The 18,979-nt window shown below is 59.4% G+C and carries 21 protein-coding genes; 8 read left to right on the forward strand and 13 right to left on the reverse strand.

Going from position 1 to position 18,979, the window contains the following annotated elements; genetic code table 11:
* Window positions 1–113: 113 nt before the first annotated feature.
* Window positions 114–1,568: a DUF2125 domain-containing protein gene (locus POI8812_RS07340; protein ID WP_108781906.1), complete on the forward strand. Its 1,455-nt coding sequence runs from the start codon at window positions 114–116 to the stop codon at window positions 1,566–1,568.
* 73 nt (window positions 1,569–1,641) lie between these two features.
* Here POI8812_RS07340 and POI8812_RS07345 read toward each other — a convergent pair whose 3' ends face one another.
* The 8 genes from POI8812_RS07345 to POI8812_RS07375 form a co-directional block, all read right to left on the reverse strand.
* Window positions 1,642–2,940, reverse strand: a complete 1,299-nt coding sequence (locus tag POI8812_RS07345; RefSeq protein ID WP_108781907.1) for a pyruvate dehydrogenase complex dihydrolipoamide acetyltransferase — start codon at window positions 2,938–2,940, stop codon at window positions 1,642–1,644.
* Window positions 2,941–2,952: 12 nt separating this feature from the next.
* Window positions 2,953–4,347 carry a pyruvate dehydrogenase complex E1 component subunit beta gene (locus POI8812_RS07350; RefSeq protein WP_108781908.1) on the reverse strand — a complete coding sequence of 465 codons (1,395 nt, stop codon included), beginning with the start codon at window positions 4,345–4,347 and terminating at the stop codon, window positions 2,953–2,955.
* Window positions 4,344–5,360: a pyruvate dehydrogenase (acetyl-transferring) E1 component subunit alpha gene (pdhA, locus tag POI8812_RS07355; RefSeq protein ID WP_108781909.1), complete on the reverse strand. Its 1,017-nt coding sequence runs from the start codon at window positions 5,358–5,360 to the stop codon at window positions 4,344–4,346. Before pdhA ends, POI8812_RS07350 begins: the two co-directional genes overlap by 4 nt.
* Before the next feature lie 119 nt (window positions 5,361–5,479).
* The gene (locus POI8812_RS07360) at window positions 5,480–5,791 is read right to left on the reverse strand and encodes an FtsB family cell division protein (protein ID WP_370739579.1); all 312 of its coding nucleotides are present in this window, start codon (window positions 5,789–5,791) and stop codon (window positions 5,480–5,482) included.
* 202 nt (window positions 5,792–5,993) lie between these two features.
* Window positions 5,994–6,923 carry a class I fructose-bisphosphate aldolase gene (locus POI8812_RS07365; protein WP_108781910.1) on the reverse strand — a complete coding sequence of 310 codons (930 nt, stop codon included), beginning with the start codon at window positions 6,921–6,923 and terminating at the stop codon, window positions 5,994–5,996.
* A 176-nt stretch (window positions 6,924–7,099) separates the two neighbouring features.
* The gene (locus POI8812_RS07370; RefSeq protein ID WP_108781911.1) at window positions 7,100–8,290 is read right to left on the reverse strand and encodes a phosphoglycerate kinase; all 1,191 of its coding nucleotides are present in this window, start codon (window positions 8,288–8,290) and stop codon (window positions 7,100–7,102) included.
* 47 nt (window positions 8,291–8,337) lie between these two features.
* Entirely contained in the window at window positions 8,338–8,481 is a 144-nt protein-coding gene (locus tag POI8812_RS17655) for a hypothetical protein (protein WP_162844946.1), read from the reverse strand.
* 49 nt (window positions 8,482–8,530) lie between these two features.
* Window positions 8,531–9,109: a YceI family protein gene (locus POI8812_RS07375; RefSeq protein WP_108781912.1), complete on the reverse strand. Its 579-nt coding sequence runs from the start codon at window positions 9,107–9,109 to the stop codon at window positions 8,531–8,533.
* A gap of 51 nt (window positions 9,110–9,160) precedes the next feature.
* Here POI8812_RS07375 and POI8812_RS07380 point away from each other — a divergent pair, with 51 nt between their 5' ends.
* Window positions 9,161–9,757: a GNAT family N-acetyltransferase gene (locus POI8812_RS07380; RefSeq protein WP_108781913.1), complete on the forward strand. Its 597-nt coding sequence runs from the start codon at window positions 9,161–9,163 to the stop codon at window positions 9,755–9,757.
* Window positions 9,758–9,823: 66 nt separating this feature from the next.
* Here POI8812_RS07380 and tkt read toward each other — a convergent pair whose 3' ends face one another.
* Window positions 9,824–11,836: a transketolase gene (gene tkt / locus POI8812_RS07385; protein WP_108781914.1), complete on the reverse strand. Its 2,013-nt coding sequence runs from the start codon at window positions 11,834–11,836 to the stop codon at window positions 9,824–9,826.
* 251 nt (window positions 11,837–12,087) lie between these two features.
* Here tkt and POI8812_RS07390 point away from each other — a divergent pair, with 251 nt between their 5' ends.
* The 4 genes from POI8812_RS07390 to POI8812_RS07405 are packed head-to-tail and all read left to right on the forward strand — an operon-like array spanning window position 12,088 to window position 13,952.
* Window positions 12,088–12,333, forward strand: coding sequence for a hypothetical protein (locus POI8812_RS07390; protein WP_146186135.1), 246 nt, complete (start codon window positions 12,088–12,090; stop codon window positions 12,331–12,333).
* Window positions 12,326–12,766, forward strand: coding sequence for a cell division protein ZapA (locus tag POI8812_RS07395; RefSeq protein ID WP_108781916.1), 441 nt, complete (start codon window positions 12,326–12,328; stop codon window positions 12,764–12,766). The genes POI8812_RS07390 and POI8812_RS07395 overlap by 8 nt, the downstream gene beginning before the upstream one ends.
* Complete coding sequence (locus POI8812_RS07400; RefSeq protein ID WP_108781917.1) at window positions 12,763–13,110, forward strand: ArsC/Spx/MgsR family protein; 348 nt, start codon at window positions 12,763–12,765, stop codon at window positions 13,108–13,110. The genes POI8812_RS07395 and POI8812_RS07400 overlap by 4 nt, the downstream gene beginning before the upstream one ends.
* Window positions 13,092–13,952, forward strand: coding sequence for a patatin-like phospholipase family protein (locus POI8812_RS07405; protein WP_108781918.1), 861 nt, complete (start codon window positions 13,092–13,094; stop codon window positions 13,950–13,952). The genes POI8812_RS07400 and POI8812_RS07405 overlap by 19 nt, the downstream gene beginning before the upstream one ends.
* 61 nt (window positions 13,953–14,013) lie before the next feature.
* On the opposite strand, the gene grxD is transcribed toward POI8812_RS07405, so the two are convergent.
* The 4 genes from grxD to purL all read right to left on the reverse strand — a co-directional run bounded on the left by grxD (window position 14,014) and on the right by purL (window position 17,144).
* Entirely contained in the window at window positions 14,014–14,382 is a 369-nt protein-coding gene (gene grxD, locus POI8812_RS07410) for a Grx4 family monothiol glutaredoxin (RefSeq protein ID WP_108781919.1), read from the reverse strand.
* A gap of 27 nt (window positions 14,383–14,409) precedes the next feature.
* Window positions 14,410–14,676 carry a hypothetical protein gene (locus POI8812_RS07415; RefSeq protein ID WP_108781920.1) on the reverse strand — a complete coding sequence of 89 codons (267 nt, stop codon included), beginning with the start codon at window positions 14,674–14,676 and terminating at the stop codon, window positions 14,410–14,412.
* Window positions 14,673–14,915 carry a BolA/IbaG family iron-sulfur metabolism protein gene (locus tag POI8812_RS07420; protein ID WP_108781921.1) on the reverse strand — a complete coding sequence of 81 codons (243 nt, stop codon included), beginning with the start codon at window positions 14,913–14,915 and terminating at the stop codon, window positions 14,673–14,675. The genes POI8812_RS07415 and POI8812_RS07420 overlap by 4 nt, the downstream gene beginning before the upstream one ends.
* 66 nt (window positions 14,916–14,981) lie before the next feature.
* Window positions 14,982–17,144 (reverse strand): phosphoribosylformylglycinamidine synthase subunit PurL, encoded by a 2,163-nt coding sequence (gene purL / locus POI8812_RS07425; RefSeq protein ID WP_108781922.1) that lies wholly within the window; start codon window positions 17,142–17,144, stop codon window positions 14,982–14,984.
* 277 nt (window positions 17,145–17,421) lie between these two features.
* Here purL and POI8812_RS07430 point away from each other — a divergent pair, with 277 nt between their 5' ends.
* Both POI8812_RS07430 and POI8812_RS07435 read left to right on the forward strand, forming a co-directional pair.
* Complete coding sequence (locus POI8812_RS07430) at window positions 17,422–18,288, forward strand: LysR family transcriptional regulator (protein WP_108781923.1); 867 nt, start codon at window positions 17,422–17,424, stop codon at window positions 18,286–18,288.
* On the forward strand, window positions 18,285–18,950 hold the full coding sequence (locus POI8812_RS07435; protein WP_108781924.1) for a sulfotransferase: 666 nt from the start codon (window positions 18,285–18,287) through the stop codon (window positions 18,948–18,950). Before POI8812_RS07430 ends, POI8812_RS07435 begins: the two co-directional genes overlap by 4 nt.
* The last annotated feature ends 29 nt before the right edge of the window (window positions 18,951–18,979 follow it).

The following is an 18,979-nucleotide window of genomic DNA, read 5'->3' on the forward strand; positions in this document are numbered from 1 at the left end:
CTGTGGCAATCGACACTTGAACCCAGATGTTTTGCGGTGAAGGTTGAGGGGGTAGCCCCCTCAACCGGAGACCCATTCCCGTGCGACACTCAGTTTCTGCCGCTCTCATACTCATGACCACGACTGCGCTGCCGGCCTTCGCGCAGGAGTTGACGCCTGCCCAGGCGTTGGCCCTGATCGAACAGGCTGCGGTAAGCATGAATGTCGACTTCAAGCTGCGCAATCAGCGCGTAGAGGGCGATGCGATCGTTGCGGATGGTTTTAAGTACACGGCAGATGAGGAGGTGGGTCTCTTCACGTTCACGGGTGGTCCAATCGCACTCCGCCCTTCTGCTGACGATTATGACGTTGAGATCGACTGGCCTGAGCAGAGCAGTATTCGGATCGATAGTCGCGAAGGCGAGCTGGAAAGCCTCACCTTTGGCGTCGAGATGTTGGGGACAGATTATCGGTTCCGCATCGCGGACGGGGCACAACGTGATGCCGATGGCGTACCGGAGTTGATCGATTATACCTTCGATGTTGAGAGCTTTGCGATGACATTGCTTGAGTTCGAAGAGGCGGTTGGTGAGGACCCCGTGGATTTCGATCTCAATGTTCTTCTGTCCGAGCTCGGGAGTGTCGGCACGTGGGCAGCTGACGGGGACCAGTCAATGTCTGGCAGCATTGGATCGATGGTGACGGAGTTCTTTGTCGACGCGGTCGACGGGCGTTCCCGCAGTTCGTCGCGCAGTGAGGGTCTGTCATTCGCTTTGGATACGGCAGGGCCTCTCATCCGTGGGGAGACCGAGACGATTGGCCCAGATGACGTGCTTCGTTTTTCGTTCAGCTCATCTGGATCGCAAGGATCTGCGGAATTTGGGGGGCCGGATGGCAATTTCAGTTATCAGACGTCTTCGGGTGGAACCGCGTTTGCTGTTGGCGTCGGGGACGGGCGCTTTGACTTTGAAGCCGGAGCATCGGCCCTGAACGCTGATATTGCCTTTGATATGCTGCCAGTGCCCGGCGCGGCCTTTGCGGTTGAGGAAATGAGCCTAGACATTTCTGGCCCCATTTTGCCGTCTGACGAAGCCCAGGCAGCATCACTTTCACTGGGGCTGGAGCGGCTGACCGTGAGCGATACACTTTGGGGACTGTTCGATCCGCAAGCGGTATTGCCGCGCGATCCTGCGACGTTGATCGCCGAGATATCGGCTGAAATAGATCTTCAGGAGGATTTGGGTGGTATGATGGAAATGGATCAACCACCATTCATGCCACGCTCCATTCAGATTGAACGGCTTGAAGCCGATGCGGTTGGTGCTGCTTTGATGGCGAGCGGCGCCTTCGATTTCATCGTGGATGGATTTGAGCCTATCCCAGTCGGCAAGGCGACTGTTGAAGTTTCCGGGATCAATCAGTTGATGGAAAACCTGACGCAGATTGGCGTGATTACAAGCAGTGATCTGCTGCCGGTTCGGATGATGCTTGGTGTCTTTATGCAGCCAAATGGTGATGACAGCTATTTTACGGAAATTGAAGCCGCAGCAGATGGGCTGATTTCTGCAAATGGTGTGCCGTTTCAGTAGCTTGCCTTAGAAAGGCAAATGAAAAGGGCCGCACTTTGTGCGGCCCTTTCTATAATGATTTGAGAAAGGCCGATCAGGCGAGCATCGCGATTGGATCTTCGAGGTTGGCTTTGATCGCGGCCAGGAACTCGGCCCCCAGGGCACCGTCGATGACCCGGTGATCGACAGAGAGCGTGACGCTCATCACGGTTGCTGTCGTCAGTTCGCCATCGGCACCTACTACCGGCTTCTTCACGCCTGCGCCGACTGCGAGGATCGAGGCGTGGGGCGGGTTGATGACCGCATCGAAATTTTCGATGCCCATCATACCAAGATTGGAGATCGCGAACGTGCCGCCCTGATATTCGTGGGGAGCAAGTTTGCGGTCGCGGGCGCGGCCTGCAAGATCCTTCATTTCAGCCGACAGCGCGCTGAGCGTCTTGGTGTCAGCGTCGCGCAGGACCGGAGTGAAGAGCCCGCCCTCAATTGCGACAGCAACAGCGACGTCGGACGGCTTCAGCTTGAGCACCCGATCGCCCGCCCAGACGGCATTGCAATCAGGCACTTCCTGAAGGGCGTTGGCGCAGGCCTTGATGATGAAGTCGTTGACCGAGAGCTTCACGCCCTTCGCTTCCAACCCTTTGTTCAACTGAGAGCGGAACTTCAGCAGGGCGTCGAGGTGAATGTCACGGCGCAGGTAGAAGTGCGGAACCGTCTGCTTAGCCTCGGTGAGGCGGGCGGCGATGGTCTTACGCATTCCGTCGAGCTTGACCTCTTCATAGTCTCGGTCGGCATACATCTTGGCGACGGCATCGGCGGAGGGGCCAGTGGACGGTGCTGCTGCCTTTGGCGCTTCTGCGGCTGCCTTGGGCGCTTCGGCCTTCGGTGCTGCAGTGGCATTTTCCACGTCGGCCTTGACGATACGGCCATGGGGCCCGGACCCCGTGATAGACGTCAGATCGAGACCTTTATCCGCTGCTATGCGGCGTGCGAGGGGGGATGCGAAGATGCGTTCACCGGACGGGTTCGCCGGTGCTGCTGGTGCAGGCTTTGCCTCAGCCGGGGCAGGCGCCGGAGCAGCCTCCGCAGGTGCCTCAGGCGCCGTGGTTGGCGCGGTGTCAGCGGATGCGCTGATATCATCGGCGCTTTCGCCATCTTCGAGCAGCACGGCGATCAGGTCATTGACCTTCACACCTTCCGTGCCTTCTGCGACGACGATCTTTCCGATGGTGCCTTCATCGACGGCCTCGAATTCCATCGTGGCCTTGTCCGTCTCAATCTCTGCGATCACGTCACCGGAGGCGACGGTGTCACCCTCCTTGACGTTCCATTTCGCAAGCGTGCCTTCCTCCATCGTGGGCGACAGGGCGGGCATCAGGATGTTGATGGGCATGGTCCTGTCTCCTTACTTGTAGGTCACGGCGCGCACAGCATCGATCACCTCTTGGGTCGATGTCAGGGCGAGCTTTTCGAGGTTGGCCGCGTAGGGCATCGGTACGTCTTTACCGGTACAGCTGAGCACAGGTGCATCGAGATAATCGAACGCCTCGGCCATGATGTGTGCTGCGATGTGATTGGACATCGAGGCGACCGGGAAGCCTTCCTCTACCGTCACGCAGCGGTTGGTCTTCTTCACCGAATTGATGACCGTTGCGTAGTCGATCGGGCGCAGGGTGCGCAGGTCGATCACCTCAGCGCTGATGCCCATTTCGGCGAGTGCGTCTGCAGCTTCGAGCGTGTAGGTCATACCGATGCCCCAGCTGACGAGGGTGACATCAGTGCCTTCGCGCCAGATCTTCGCCTTGCCGAATGGAATGGTGAAATCCTCAAGCTCCGGTACGTCGAAGGACTTGCCGTAGAGGATCTCGTTTTCGAGGAAGATCACCGGGTTCGGATCACGGATTGCCTGCTTGAGCAGGCCCTTGGCGTCAGCAGCGGAGTAAGGCTGCACGACTTTGAGACCCGGAATGGAGGCGTACCATGCGGCGTAGTCCTGCGAGTGCTGCGCACCCACGCGGGCCGCGGCCCCGTTTGGACCGCGGAACACGATCGGACAGCCCATCTGACCGCCGGACATATAGAGTGTCTTAGCGGCAGAGTTGATGATCTGATCGATGGCCTGCATCGCGAAGTTGAAGGTCATGAACTCCACGATCGGGTTCAGACCACCAAAGGCCGCGCCCACGGCGAGGCCGGTGAAGCCATGCTCGGTGATCGGGGTATCGATCACACGTTTGGCGCCGAACTCGTCGAGCAGACCCTGGGAGATTTTATAGGCGCCTTGGTATTCGGCGACTTCCTCACCCATCAGGAAAACGTCTTCCGTGCGGCGCATCTCCTCAGCCATCGCGTCACGAAGCGCTTCGCGCACGGTTTGTGATTTGAAGGTTGTGCCTTCTGGGACGTCTGGCTCGGCTGCAGGTGAGGGGACATCCGCTGCGGGCTTGGCAGCGGCGGGGGCTGCTGCGTGTGTGCTCGCTGCCTCGGCCTCCGGCTCAACGGTTTCGGTCACGGCTCCTGCCGAACGGTCTGCGCTGTCGATATCGTCTGCGCTTTCGCCTTCTTCGAGCAAGATCGCGATGAGGTCGTTGACCTTGACGCCTTCGGTGCCTTCAGCGACGAGAATTTTTCCCATGACGCCTTCATCGACGGCCTCGAATTCCATCGTGGCCTTGTCGGTTTCAATCTCAGCGATCACGTCACCGGAGGTTACGGTGTCGCCCTCCTTCACGTTCCATTTCGCGAGTGTGCCTTCTTCCATCGTGGGGGAGAGGGCGGGCATAAGGATCTGGATGCTCATGCGGAAGCCTCCTGCGGGAGTTCGTCTGCGTAAATGTCGGTCCAAAGCTCCTCGAGCGCAGGCTCGGGGCTTTCCTGCGCGAATTTCGCGCTTTCATTCACGACTGCTTTGATTTTCTTGTCGATGTCCTTGAGCTCATCTTCTGTCGCGTGGGAACCGGTAAGCAGGATGGATTTGACTGCTTCGATTGGGTCACGCTCTTCACGCATTTTCTGGACTTCTTCGCGGGTCCGATATTTTGCCGGGTCGGACATGGAGTGGCCGCGGTACCGGTACGTCTTCACCTCGAGGATATAGGGGCCTTTGCCCGCGCGGCAGTGAGCGACGGCTTTTTCGCCTGCCTCTTTCACTGCAAGCACGTCCATGCCGTCTACTTCCTCTCCGGCGATCCCGAAGGCCGCGCCACGTTCCCAATAGGATGGAGAGTGGGTGGAACGTTGGACCGAGGTGCCCATCGCATACTGGTTGTTTTCGATCACGAAGATTACCGGCAGATCCCAGAGGGCAGCCATGTTGTAGGTCTCGTAGACCTGGCCCTGGTTGGCCGCGCCGTCGCCAAAATAAGCGAAGCTGACAGTATCCTCGCCACGATACTTATTGGCGAAAGCGAGGCCCGCACCGATTGGCACCTGGGCTGCGACGATGCCGTGGCCACCGTAGAATTTCTTCTCCTCGGAGAACATGTGCATCGAGCCACCTTTACCGCGAGAGTATCCCCCTTCGCGTCCAGTGAGCTCGGCCATCACGCCGTTAGGATCCATGCCACAGGCAAGCATATGACCATGATCACGGTAGGACGTGACGCGGCTGTCGCCTTCTTTAGCCGCGGCTTCGAGCCCGACCACCACGGCTTCCTGACCGATATACAGGTGACAGAACCCGCCAATCAGACCCATTCCATAAAGCTGTCCGGCCTTCTCTTCAAAACGCCGAATGAGGAGCATATCCTCATAATATTGCAGCAGATCATCCTTGGATGCGTTGGGCTTTTTCGCCGCTTTGCGGGTTGCCATGCGCGCCACTCCCTAGATTGTTCTATATCAAACCATCTGCCTTATAACGTAAGGTCAGGGCTTTTGCACCCCCTCTGGTGCAAGGGAGCAATGCGTGAGCGGCATAGCGATCGAAAGGGTCAGCGGATGATGATCTCGTCCGGGCGGGCGAGGCCCAACACATCGCGAGCGCGCTCATCAAGTAGATCTAGGTCGAGATAATCATCACTCAACCGCGCAACGCGGTTTTCCAAAACGGCCCGTTCCTGTTCCAGCAACGCAAGCGTCACCTCCAGATCCTGTGTCTGCTGACGCACTTCGGCCAGTCGGGCCAGACCATGATTGCCCTGCACGGCGGTGAAGCAGAAATAGAGTGTGAGACCGATGACACCCACGGATGCGACAGCGCCACCAAGGGCGCGATATGGCAAATGTGGGAGCAGACGTTTCACAGGTTTGGCTTCACTTCGCTGGCAGAAAGCCTGTGGACCATGCCACAGGTGATTCGTCACGGGAATCCCGAAATCAATTTGCGGCGTGAATTGTGGCGAGATGGACTCACTTTTGCCGCAAATCCACCTTCCACAAAAACAGAAAACGGGCGGAGGTAGCCTCCGCCCGTAGCATCAATCTAGCGATGTTGAGGTGCGGGGATCAGGCACGACCCTTGTAGATGTCGATGATCTTGCCGAGCATCTCTAGCGCTTCGCCACGCTCGCGCTGGAATGTGTTACGCCCGATGATGGAGCCGTTGCCGCCACCGTCACGGATTGCGCGCGCGTCGTCGTAAACCGAGTTCTCACCCTTCTTCGCACCGCCGGAGAACACGACGATCCGGCGGCCGTTGAAGCTTGCATCCATGCAGTTCTTCACACGCGCGGCTTGCGTCGAGATGTCGATTCCGTGCTCTTCGTAAACGGCCTTGGCCTCTTTCAGGCTGAGGTGGTCGGAGGAGAGCTTGATCTTGATGATATGCGCACCAAGCAGGGCTGCGATCTGCGCCGCATATGCGCCGATATCGATTGCGGTCTCTCCGTCCTTATCGAGCGCTTCGCCGCGCGGATAGGACCAGATAACTGTTGCAACGCCCTTGGAGGCCGCTTCTTTGCGCATCTCGGCGATCTCTTCGAACATATCGAGGCCGAGGGAAGAGCCGGGGTAAATCGTAAAGCCGATGGCCGAGCAACCGAGACGCAGCGCGTCGTCGACAGAGCCGGTCAGGGCCTGATCCTTTGGCGCTGCTGACGGGATCAAAGAGTTCGCGCTGTTGACCTTCAGGATTGTTGGGATCTGGCCCGCAAATGTATCAGCACCTGCCTCCAGCATGCCAAGTGGCGCGGCATAGGCCGATAGGCCCGCATCGATTGCAAGTTGGTAGTGATAGTGGGGGTCGTATGCCGCCGGGTTTGGTGCAAAAGACCGCGCCGGGCCATGCTCAAAGCCCTGATCGACCGGCAAGATGACCATTTTGCCAGTGCCGCCCAGCTTCCCGTTCATCAACATCCGGCACAGATTGCCCTTCACGCCGGGCGTGTCCCCCTCGTAATTGGCGAGAATATTGCGAACGATGCGGGTCGCTTTCATGGGACAGCTCCTTGGGCCAGTTAGGATGGATTTGGCCTAGCGGACGCGAATTGGCTGCGTCAACCGCTGTGGACGGGCTGAAACCGGTTTGAATCCGGCGAAGTCGGAACTTCGCCGGAAAACGCTGATTTTTCTACAAAAAGGCGCGAAGCATCGCCCGAATGCTGGGCAAATGCTCAGGATTCGAGGGCTGAGACGCCGGGCAAGGTCTTGCCCTCCAGCCACTCCAAAAACGCCCCGCCAGCGGAGGAGACGTAGGTAAAGTCATCTGCGGCCCCCGCCACATTCAATGCGGCGACCGTGTCGCCGCCGCCTGCGACCGACACGATCTTACCCTCTTTGGTAAGCGACGCGGCAGCGAGGGCTGCGGCTTTGGTCGCCATGTCAAAGGGCTCAATTTCGAATGCGCCCAGCGGGCCGTTCCAGACCAGTGCCTTTGCCGTTCCGAAGAGTTCGGTGACAGAGGCGACCGTTTTCGGGCCGGCATCCAGGATCATCGCATCCGCCGGACAGGCATCTGCGGCCACCGTTTCGCTATCAGCGCCAGCGGCAAACGCGCGTGCCACGACGACATCGCTGGGAAGGTGAAGGGTGCAGCCCGATCCCTCGGCCTTTTCCATGATGTCCCGTGCGGTATCCGTCATGTCATGCTCACAAAGCGACTTACCCACATTGATCCCTTGTGCCGCGAGGAAGGTGTTCGCCATCCCGCCGCCGATGACGATGTGGTCCATGCGGCCAATCAGGTTGCCCAGCAAATCCAGCTTTGTGGAAACTTTTGCGCCGCCCACAAGTGCGACGACCGGGCGCGGTGGATTGGCGAGGACACGTTCAAGCGCGCCCAGTTCCTCTGCCATCAGCCGACCGGCGCAAGAGGGCAGATGCGCAGCGACTCCAGCCGTCGAGCCATGGGCACGGTGCGCGGCAGAGAAGGCGTCGTTGCAGTAAATGTCGCCGCCAACGGCAAGCGCTTGGGCAAAGTCAGCACCATTCGCTTCTTCCTCGGCATGAAAACGCGTGTTTTCCAAGAGCAGAACATCACCGGACGGAAGGGCACCGATAGCTGCTTCTTTCTCTGCGCCGATGCAGTCCGCCGCGAAGTGCACACGCGCCCCGAACGCCTCGGCCAATGCTGGGACGAGGGGGCGCAGGCTCATCTCATCAACGACTTTGCCTTTCGGGCGCCCGAAATGTGCGAGCAATACGGGCTTGCCGCCCTTTGCCAGAATGTCTTTCACAGTCGGGACGATCCGCTCGATCCGCGTCGCGTCTGTCACCTTGCCGTCCTGCATCGGGACGTTGATGTCCACGCGGGTCAACACGACCTTTCCGTTGAGGTCCATGTCGTCGAGTGTCTTCCAGCTCATACTGCGTTTTCCTTTGTTGAAGGGGGAGACTGCCGGGGCAGGGCATTTCAGCGCCAGAACGCGATCCAGGTGACCAACGCCCAGTGTTTCTTCATCAGGAAGATCCACAAATCCCAGCCAAAATAAAAATGATCAGCGGCAAAGATCGCAAGGATGATGATCGCAAGTATCAATCCAACCCTTGTGTTCATTGCGTCCTCCGCCGGTGCGGAGCCCTTCTAGGACAAGGGAAGCGTGCTGTCACCCGGCAACGGAGCAATCCGGTGCCACGCCATCGGGATGGCCGAGCAGGTTGAAGCTGAGCACAATTTCGCGTCCGACGCGGATGAAGCGACTGACGCGGCCCTGACCGATGCCTAATTCGTCCAGATCCATGGTTAGATCCCCGCGCGCGCGCAGGCAGTTTCCCGGCCGTGTCAGCAGAAATGTGGTGCTGACCGGGTGACGTTGTCCTTTGATCGTCATGACGCCGTCGGCGCGCCAACGGCCCGGTTCGTCGAGAGGCGTGATGCCGTCAAGCTCGAACAACGCATCAGGATACCGTGCCGTGTCAAACCAATCTGCGGTTTGGGCAAAAGCCGTGCGCACAAAATCACCCAGCCTGACCGACGTGACATCGACCGCGACTTGAACGGCGGTATCTTGTGGCCGGAATTCGTTGAATTGTGCCGTCCCTTCAAGCCGTGTGAACGCACCGGGGAATGGGGTGTCGTTCTCTGTATATGTAAAGCTGATTGCGCTTTGATCAGGCAGCAGCGTCCAATCCTGAGCGGCAGCCGGCAGGCCTGTAAGGGCAAGAAGGATTGCAAGATATCTCATGGTGGGTCAGCCTAAGTTGCCAGACCCAAAGTGCCAGCCAAATGAGCGACGATGCCGAAGAGTTTATCTTTCCCGACGCCTGAAGCAGTGCCCGAGGAATATGTTGCCCCTCGGTTCTGCCTTCGTCCCCTGCGCGAAACAGACGTTGAAGCTGACTATGCCGCGGTCATGTCGAGCCGCGCGTTCTTGCGTCAGTGGGAGCAGTCTGGATGGCCCGCGGATGATTTCACGCTCGAGGACAACCGTGCCGATCTGATCCGACACGAACGGGAACACCGCGCGGGAGAGGCCTATACCTTCACCGTCCTCGATCCGACGCGGCAAGAGTGTCTCGGTTGCGTGTATATTTACCCGCCCGATTACAGGACCTTCACCCGTTCGCGTATCACCGCGCTATCGGATCATCGGTGGGCTGACGGGATGGCCATTTTTCTTTGGGTGCGCACCGATATGTTCTTCATTGATCTCGACCGGACGCTTCTGGAGGCGCTTCGGAGCTGGCTTCCCAGTTGGGGTGTCGAGACGATGTATTTTGTCACCAGTGCAGGGCTCAAACGGCAAGTGGATATCTTCAACCAAGCAGGATTAAGGCCTCTGTTTGAGATCGACGATCCGAAACTTGCAGGCAGCAGTGTCGCATTCGGATAGCTCACCCGCAAAAAAGCCCCACCGAGATGGCGGGGCTTTTCAAAATTCCAACATATGGGCGGGACGTTAGAGAAGATCGCGAACCGCCTGAGCCGTCGCCTCTGCCGTGATCCCGAAATGCTCGAACAACTCTTCTGCCGGTGCGGATGCACCGAAGCTGTCCATGCCGACGAAACCGGCCTTCTTCCAGTTCCCACGCTCAGCGCAAAGCCACTGATCCCAGCCTTGGCGCACACCGGCCTCAACCGCGACGCGCACGGGGCCCGCGGGCAACACACGTCGGCGATAAGCCTCATCCTGCTGGGCAAAAAGCTCCATCGACGGCATGGAAACGACACGCGTGCCGATACCCTCTGCCTCAAGGATCGCCTTTGCTTCCAGCGCGACAGAAACTTCCGAGCCGGATGCGATCAGGATCGCGCGGCGTTTGCCCTCTGCTTCGGCCAGAACATAGGCACCTTGTGCCGTCAAATTCTTGGTGGAGTGCTTGCTGCGCACAACCGGAAGCCCCTGACGGGTCAGGGCCAGCATGGTCGGGCCATCAGCCTCAACCGCCAGTTCCCATGCCTCGGCCGTCTCGATCGTGTCTGCGGGACGGATCACCTGCATGCCGGGCATGGCGCGCATCGCGGCCAGATGCTCGACCGGTTGGTGGGTTGGGCCATCTTCGCCCAAACCGATGGAGTCGTGAGTCATCACGTAGGCGACCCGCTGCTTCATCAGCGCGGACAGGCGCATCGAGGGGCGCGCATAGTCGGTGAAGACCATGAACGTACCGCCATAGGGCAATACGCCACCATGTAGCGCCATGCCGTTCATCGCGGCGGCCATGCCATGCTCGCGGATACCGTAGGAGACGTGACGCCCCTTGCGGTTGTCGGCATCGAATGCGCCCAGATCCGGGGTCAGCGTGTTGTTCGACCCGGTAAGGTCGGCAGAGCCACCGATCGTCTCGGGCAGAACGGCGTTGATCACGCCGAGGACCATTTCAGAGGATTTCCGCGTCGCAACCTTCTTGGCCGCCTCCGATTGTTCCTTCTTGAAGCGCTTGATGGCGGCAGAGAGCTTCTTGGGCACACCACCGGACATCTGACGCTGGAACTCTGCCTGCTTGGCTGAGGAAAGCGTGCCAAGACGCTCTGTCCATTCGTTGAACGCGATGTTGCCGCGCGCGCCAATCTGGCGCCATTCCGCAACAATGTCGGCGGGAATGTCGAACGGACCATGGGTCCAGCCATAGGCCGCGCGGGTGTCAGCGATCAGCTGATCGTCGGTCAGTGCGCCGTGGCCTTTGGAGGTATCCTGCGCGGAGGATCCAATCGCGATATGCGTCTTGCACGCGATCATCGAGGGCAGGGGAGATTGCTTGGCCTGGCGGATGGCCTCGTCAATCGCCTCAGGATCGTGACCGTCGCACGAGAAGACGGACCAGCCCGACGCCTCGAACCGTGCCATCTGGTCCGTCACATCAGAGATAGAGACCTTGCCGTCGATGGTGATGCCATTGTCATCCCAAAGCACGATCAGCTTTCCGAGCTTCTGTTTGCCCGCAAGGCCAATTGCCTCTTGGCTGACGCCTTCCATCAAGCAGCCATCGCCCGCGATCACGTAGGTGTGGTGGTCGACGATCTTTTTGCCAAAGCGTGCGCGTAGGCTCTCTTCAGCCATGGCAAATCCGACGGAATTTGCGATGCCCTGACCCAACGGGCCAGTTGTCGTCTCAATCCCTTTTGCGTGGCCGAATTCGGGGTGGCCGGCGGTTTTTGCGCCGAGCTGACGGAAATTGCGGATCTGATCCATCGTCATATCGGCGTAGCCGGTTAGATGCAGCAGCCCGTAGATCAGCATGGAGCCGTGACCCGCTGACAGAATGAACCGGTCGCGGTCGGCCCAATCCGGGTTGGAGGCATCAAATTTCAGGTGCTTCTCAAACAGCACCGTCGCCACATCGGCCATGCCCATCGGCATGCCGGAGTGACCGGAATTTGCCGCCTTCACCGCGTCGAGCGCCAGCACGCGCAGCGCAGTCGCTTTGTTCCAGTGATCGGGGTGGCGGGCGCGCAGGTCGTCGATGTTCACAGGCTTCTCACTTGTCTGATTAGGCCAACAATGCGGTCGTCATAGCACCGCCCGCCCATCGGTCAATAGAACGGGCCATTTTGATAGGTTTTGACAGAAAGATCGGCAGGATTTGGCCGAGTTTCGCCCCCGTCCTCCCCAATTTCCCGGATGTGGCAGACCCGGATGCAGTCCGCACTGGCAAGCGGGGAAATGCTTCGTTAGAATCGTCGTCAAAACAGCGCCGAATGGTGCATGACAAGGGCATGGGCATGAGCAAGACAGAAGAGTTGGAGGCACGCATCAGTGCCGCCATGGCGCGGATACGCACCGCAGCCGAAACACCTCCACCAGCGGCAGAGGCCGATCCGGTCGCTTTGCGGCGTTTGGAACGGGTAAACGTCGCGTTGCGCGCGCAACTCAAGGATATGGAGCGGAAGCGCGAGGCGGATATCGCCCAGCTTGATGGCCTGATTTCCGAGCTTCGTCCCCTGGTAGAGGAGGCTGAGCATGGCTGAGGTTGATCTGACGATTGGTGGTCGAACCTTCCGCGTTGCCTGTGCCGATGGAGAGGAGCGCGCGCTCGAATCCGCGGCCTCGCACCTTGCGCGTGAGGCAACCTTACTGACGGATGCAATCGGCAAGGTGCCAGAGAGCCGGATGCTGCTGATGTCTGGCCTGATGTTGGCAGATCGCCAGCTGAACCTAACGGCTGATCTCAAATCAGCAGAGGAAAAGCACCGCGTATTGGAGCAGCGTGCCGAACGTGCGGAGGCCGAGGCCGCCCGTCTGCGGGCTGAACCGCCTGCCAGCGTTGAACCTGTTGCGCAACCCGAGCCACAGGCGGATATGTTCCCGCCAGAGGATAACGGCGCGCTCGAAGCACTTGCGACCGTCGCGGAAGAGCTGGAGGCGCTGGCAGATCACCTTGAGCAACGGGCCGCATCATGAACCACGTCTACGGCATTCCGAACTGCACCACTGTGCGCAAGGCCCGCAAGTTTATGGAAGCTGAAGGCCATGAACATGCGTTCACGGCCTTTGCCAAAGCCGACGATCTTCCAACGCTGATCAGAGGCTGGGTTGAGCGGGCCGGGCTTGAGACCGTGCTCAATGCACGCTCTGCTACATTTCAGGCGCTTGACGATGTGGATAAGGAACGTGCTGTCGCAGACTCTGCCCATGCCATTGCGTTGATGAGCGCTGATCCGCGCCTGATCAAGCGACCTGTGTTGGACACTGGTGCGGCGGTCCTCACCGGATTTGATGAGGCCGCGTGGCGCGCAACCCTCTAGAGCGCCGTTACGACGACTTGGTCTTTTGCGGTGGCGGCACGCGTTGCGTCTGGCAGGGCGGCTTTCTCAGCGTATTCGCCCCTTGGATTGATCCGCTGCGCCGGATCAACACCGTCTCAGCCGGTACTATTTCGGCGCTCGGCTATGTCAGTGATCAGGCCCAAGGGCTTCGCGATCTCATGTGCGATGTGTTCGATGAGATTGCTAAGGGACCAGGGAATGTAAGCTTGCGCCGCAAATTGTCGGGCGGGCCGTTTTTTATCTATGAGAGTGCCTATGCAGAAATGGTGCGCCGCCTGATGTCGGCAGCCGGTGCGCTCGACGCTGTCGCGGACGGACCCGAATGGACCGTGCACGTGACCCGGCGGCCCCGTGTTGGTTCCTATGCGGCGATGGTGGCCTATGCGCTTGATCTGCGTTGGAATGACACGCCGCATGTCACTTGGCCGCGCCATCTGGGTGCACGATCTGTTGCGGTTGATATGCGCGCGGCGGCCCGTTCGGGCCTGGAGGCCGTTGTCGAACTTACCGTTGCAGCGGGGTCAACTCCGCCCAGCTTCGCGCAGCACTACCACGAGGGGATCCCGGTCATTGACGGGGGATTGGTCGACAATGCTGCCTGCCCACCAGATGGACATCCCCTGGTGCTTTTAACCCGTCCATATGCCGGATGCGCAGATCGGGGCGACCGCACCTATGTCAGACCGTCCCGACCCATCGCCGTAAACAAAATGGATTTTACGAATGCTGAGGCGATCCGCGGTGTCTGGCTCCAGGGAGAGCAAGACGCGCGCATTTTTCTGGAACAGCATGGGCATTTGGGCGCACCGTCCACCCGGTGATCAGACACGAAAAAGCCCACCGCGATCCATGCGCGGCGGGCTTTTTGCATATCTAAAAGGCTTACTGCTTGTTTGCTTCGCGCACCTTGTCGGCGGCGTCCTTGTCAAAGGAGACCCCATTCTCGGCCAGCAGCGTGTCGAGTTCGCCGGACAGCACCATCTCTGTGACGATATCGCAGCCACCGATGAACTCGCCCTTCACATAGAGCTGCGGGATCGTCGGCCAGTCGGAATAGTCCTTGATGCCCTGACGGATCTCTTCATCTGCCAGAACGTTCACGTCCTGATAGGGGACGCTCATATAGTTAAGGACACCTGCGATGCGTGAAGAGAACCCGCATTGCGGCATTTGGCTCGTACCCTTCATGAACAGAACGACATCGTTGCCTTTGACAGTGCTGTCGATCGTCTCTTGTGCGGCATTGCTCATCGATACTCTCCTCGATCCGGGCGCATGTCAGCGGCCCTCTTCGTCATCTTTCTTGCGGTTCTTTTCCGCGACCATCTCGCGCAGATAGTCAGTCCCGCCCTGAATGTCACGACCTCCGAGTGGATTGCCAAACGAGGTGTCGAGATTGCGGAATTCGTTCTCGTCCATTTGGAACTTTTCCGAGAAACTCTTCTTACGGGGACGCCGGATGGCCTGTTCAATGACGGCCAGGATCAGGACCAGGCAAACGATCCCCGCAAAAATACCGGCGAGCCAGAGCGTCCCCTCACTCATTCCTTAACCTTGGTGGTCAGGGCGAGGGCGTGCAACTCGCCATGGGAGCCGTCCATCTTGCCCTTCAGGGCGGCATAGACCGCCTGATGCTGCTTCACGCGGCTGAGCCCTGCAAATTCCTCTGCCTCGACCATCGCGGCATAGTGATTGCCGTCTCCGGCCAGATCCGTGATCTCGACAGTTGCGCTCGGAAAGGCTTCCTGGATCAGCTTTTCAATTTCATGTGCCTGCATGGCCATGTCTGCATTCTCCCGTAATCTGAACGAAACCTATGCCGCACTGGGCAGGCCCGCAAGATGCGCGCCTTAGCCAAAGGTCGCAGGTACCGCCGTCTCAAACGCACCCCGCAGGGCGTCGAGCGGAACCGAGGCGTCGCCGAGTTCCAGTGCCTCGCCGCCAACAGTCCCCACGCGCAGCGCCGTGATCCCGGCGGATCCGGCCATAGCGAGCAGCGCAGCGGCATCGGAGGTCGCCAGCAGATAACGGCCCTGATCCTCACCAAACCACCAGCCCGTACCAGCGCCTTCGAGCTTTAGCCCCACATGTCCGGCGAGGGCCATGTCGGATGCGGCAAGCGCGAGACCGCCATCGGACAGGTCATGTGCCGCTGTGATCACACCTGCCTTGTGGGCCGCGCGGACAAGCTCGCCCGCCGCGCGCTCATCCTTCAGATCAACATGCGGTGCGTCACCGTCTTCCCGTCCCAGCACTTCTGCAAGCAACGCCGATTGCCCAAGATACCCTCTGGTGTCACCGATCAGAACAAGCTCTTCACCTGCGCTTGGCGCGGTGGGTATCAAATCAGATAGCTCAGTTAAAAGACCGACAGCTCCAATGGTAGGTGTCGGCAAGATCGCGGAACCATCGGTTTCGTTGTACAAGCTGACATTGCCGCTGACGATGGGCATATCGAGTGCTGCGACCGCCTCGCCAATACCTTTGATGCAGCCAACAAACTGGCCCATGATTTCGGGTTTCTCTGGATTCCCAAAATTCATATTATCTGTCGTTGCCAGGGGCTTGGCGCCTGTTGCTGAGAGGTTTCTGTAGGCCTCTGCCACAGCCTGTTTGCCGCCTTCGAATGGATTGGCACGACAATAGCGTGGAGTGACATCAGACGTGAAGGCAAGGGCCTTTGGCGTCCCGTGCACGCGTACAACGCCTGCATCTGCGCCGGGCGTGCGCACCGTGTCGGCCATGACGGTCGTGTCATATTGCTGCCAGACCCACGCACGAGACCCGTAATTGACTGAACCAACCAACTTCAGAAGGGCTTCTGCAACATCCACTTCCGGCACATCGGTGAGGGGCGCTGCGGCAGGCGTCTCGACCCACGGGCGGTCATATTCCGGCGCCGTGCCCGACAGCGCCTTCAGCGGCAGGTCGGCCTTCACTTCACCATCGAGCATGATCAGGAAGCGATCCTCGGCAATCGTCTCCCCGACGATGGCGAAGTCGAGGTCCCATTTGTCGAACACCGCCTTTGCCTCGGCCTCCTTTTCGGGGCGCAAGACCATCAGCATGCGTTCCTGGCTTTCGCTCAACATCATCTCGTAGGCCGTCTTCTGCTTGAAAAAAACTGGAACACGTTCCAGATCGAGACGTACGCCCAGATCGCCCTTGTCGCCCATTTCCACGGCGGAACAGGTAAGGCCTGCGGCCCCCATATCCTGGATCGAGATCACGGCACCCGTGCGCATCAGCTCAAGCGTTGCTTCCATGAGGCGCTTTTCGGTGAACGGGTCACCGACCTGAACTGTGGGGCGCTTTTCCTCAATCGTGTCGTCGAACTCGGCAGAGGCCATCGTCGCGCCGCCCACGCCATCGCGGCCCGTCTTAGCACCAAGATAGACAACCGGCATCCCGACGCCGGAGGCAGCGGAGTAGAAAATCTTGTCCGCATCCGCGAGGCCTGCGGCAAAGGCGTTCACCAGGCAGTTGCCGTCATAGGCCCGGTGAAAGCGCATCTCACCGCCAACCGTGGGCACGCCAAAGGCGTTGCCATAGCCGCCGATCCCTTCAACGACGCCGTTCACAAGGCTCTTTGTCTTGGGATGATCGGGCCGCCCGAAGCTGAGCGAATTCATCGCAGCAATCGGGCGCGCGCCCATCGTGAACACATCTCGCAGAATTCCGCCCACGCCGGTGGCCGCGCCCTGATAGGGCTCAATGTAGGAGGGGTGGTTGTGGCTCTCCATTTTGAAGACGACAGCCTGACCATCGCCAATGTCTACGACGCCTGCGTTCTCCCCTGGACCACAAATGACCTGTGGACCTTCGGTGGGCAGCGTGCGCAGCCATTTCTTGGAGGATTTATAGGAACAATGCTCGTTCCACATGGCCGAGAAGATACCGAGTTCGGTGAATGTCGGCTCCCGCCCGATCAGATCGAGGATGCGCTGATACTCTTCGTCGTTCAGACCGTGTGCAGCGATCAATTCCGGGGTGAGGGCGGGGTCTTGCGTCATCGGGGCCTCCGGGCTTGGTTGCCTGCCTTTTAGAAGGCGGAAGGCCCCGATGACAAGTCACCTCTGGCGGTCACGACGTGGACGCCGTTCCTCGTCGCGCTGGAAGGGAAGCTCGGTTCTGTGAAAGCGCTCGATCCGTGTTGCGAGGTGGAAGGTATCGGCAAGCAGATATATCATTTCGATCTCCGTTGTGTTTGACTTCATTGCAAACACAGTGCGCGATGGCATGCCAAACCGCGAGTCAGGAGAATTTTTCAATTGTTAGCTGAGCTATCAAATGTCTGAACATCTTCCCTCCCTTGCAGCGCTGAGGGCGTTCGAGGTGAGCGCGCGGCTGGGAAATTTTTCAGCGGCCGCGCGTGAATTGAACGTCACACCGGCCGCCGTTGCGCAGCAAGTGCGGGGGCTCGAACGCGATCTCGCAGTACCATTGGCGGTGCGCGCGGGGCGGGGAATCGATCTGACCGCAGACGGGCTGGCCCTCGCGCGCGATCTGTCGGATGGCTTCACGACCATTCGGCAGGCTGTGGAGCGAATCCGGGGGCGAGAAGCGCTTCGCCCTGTCTCCATATCGACGACGCCGAGTTTCGCCGCCGGGTGGTTCATGCCCCGTCTTCCGCAATTCTGGGCGGACAACCCCGGTTTGGAACTGGCTCTGCATCCATCCGCGCAGAATGTCGATCTGACCGATGGACAACATGACCTGGCCATCCGATTTGGCGGTGGTCGCTGGGCGGGGCTTGAGGCGGAGTTGTTGCTGTCGACATCCTTCGTTGTGTGCGCCGCACCCGAATTGCTTCAGGGGTGGCGACCGGATCGGATGGAGGACCTTCTCGACCTGCCGTGGTTTGAGGAGCCGGGAACCCATGAACAGCTCGTTTGGCTGGACGCGATGGGATTGCCGCGTGAGAAGCGGCGCAACGTCACGCAATTGCCTGGCAATCTTCTTTTATCCGCTTTGCGCGAGGGGCAGGGTGTGGCTGCATCTGCCATGCTGTTTGTCGAGGATGATGTGAAGGCTGGACGGTTGGTAAAGCTGTGGCAGGATCAGACCCCGGGGCGGGGCTATTACATCGTGCATCGCCCCGGCGTCCTGCGGCCGCAGGTTGAGCGTGTGCGTCGATGGTTGAGGCGTCAGGTATGAATCTTGAAGGCGCACGAAAGGATGTGAAAGTCTTCTGCATCGGGTTGCAGAAGACCGGAACAAAGTCCTTGAAGCACCTGATGCGACGCATGGGATATCGGCACTATAAGCGAACCGCATACGCCTCAAAACTTTGGTGGGATGGCGATGTTGCAGGTCTTGTCGACACTATGGAGGCTTTTGACAGTGCCGAGGACTGGCCGTGGCCGCTGTGCTGGCGGGAAATGGATGCAGCCTTTGGCGATCGGGCACGATTTATTCTGACCCGCAGGACGAATGCTGAGGCGTGGCTCGACAGCATCACACGTTGGTCGTTGCGCACGAACCCGGAGGGCCACAGCCGCACCCGGATCTATGGCCACGCCTATCCGCATGGAGCGGAGCAGGCCTATCTGGATTTCTACGAGGGACACCTTGTCGCCGTTCGGGCCGCATTTGCGGACCGGCCCCACCAACTGCTCGAAATCTGCTTTGAAGAGGGGGATGGGGCAGAGGCTGTCGCAGAATTTCTGGGGGAGGAGCCACCGCGCCGGGGCGCCGTGCACCAGAACAGTTCGGCCACCAATCCAGCTGTAACCGGGTTTGAGGAGGAAAACTTGCGTCTTGCGATGGCCCAGAAGGAGCGCCTGCTGGCGGCAAGGCAAAAAAAAGCCGGGCACTAGGCCCGGCAAAGTCCAACAGGGAGGTATCA

This window comes from Pontivivens insulae (assembly GCF_900302495.1).
GTDB classification, from domain to species: Bacteria; Pseudomonadota; Alphaproteobacteria; order Rhodobacterales; family Rhodobacteraceae; genus Pontivivens; species Pontivivens insulae.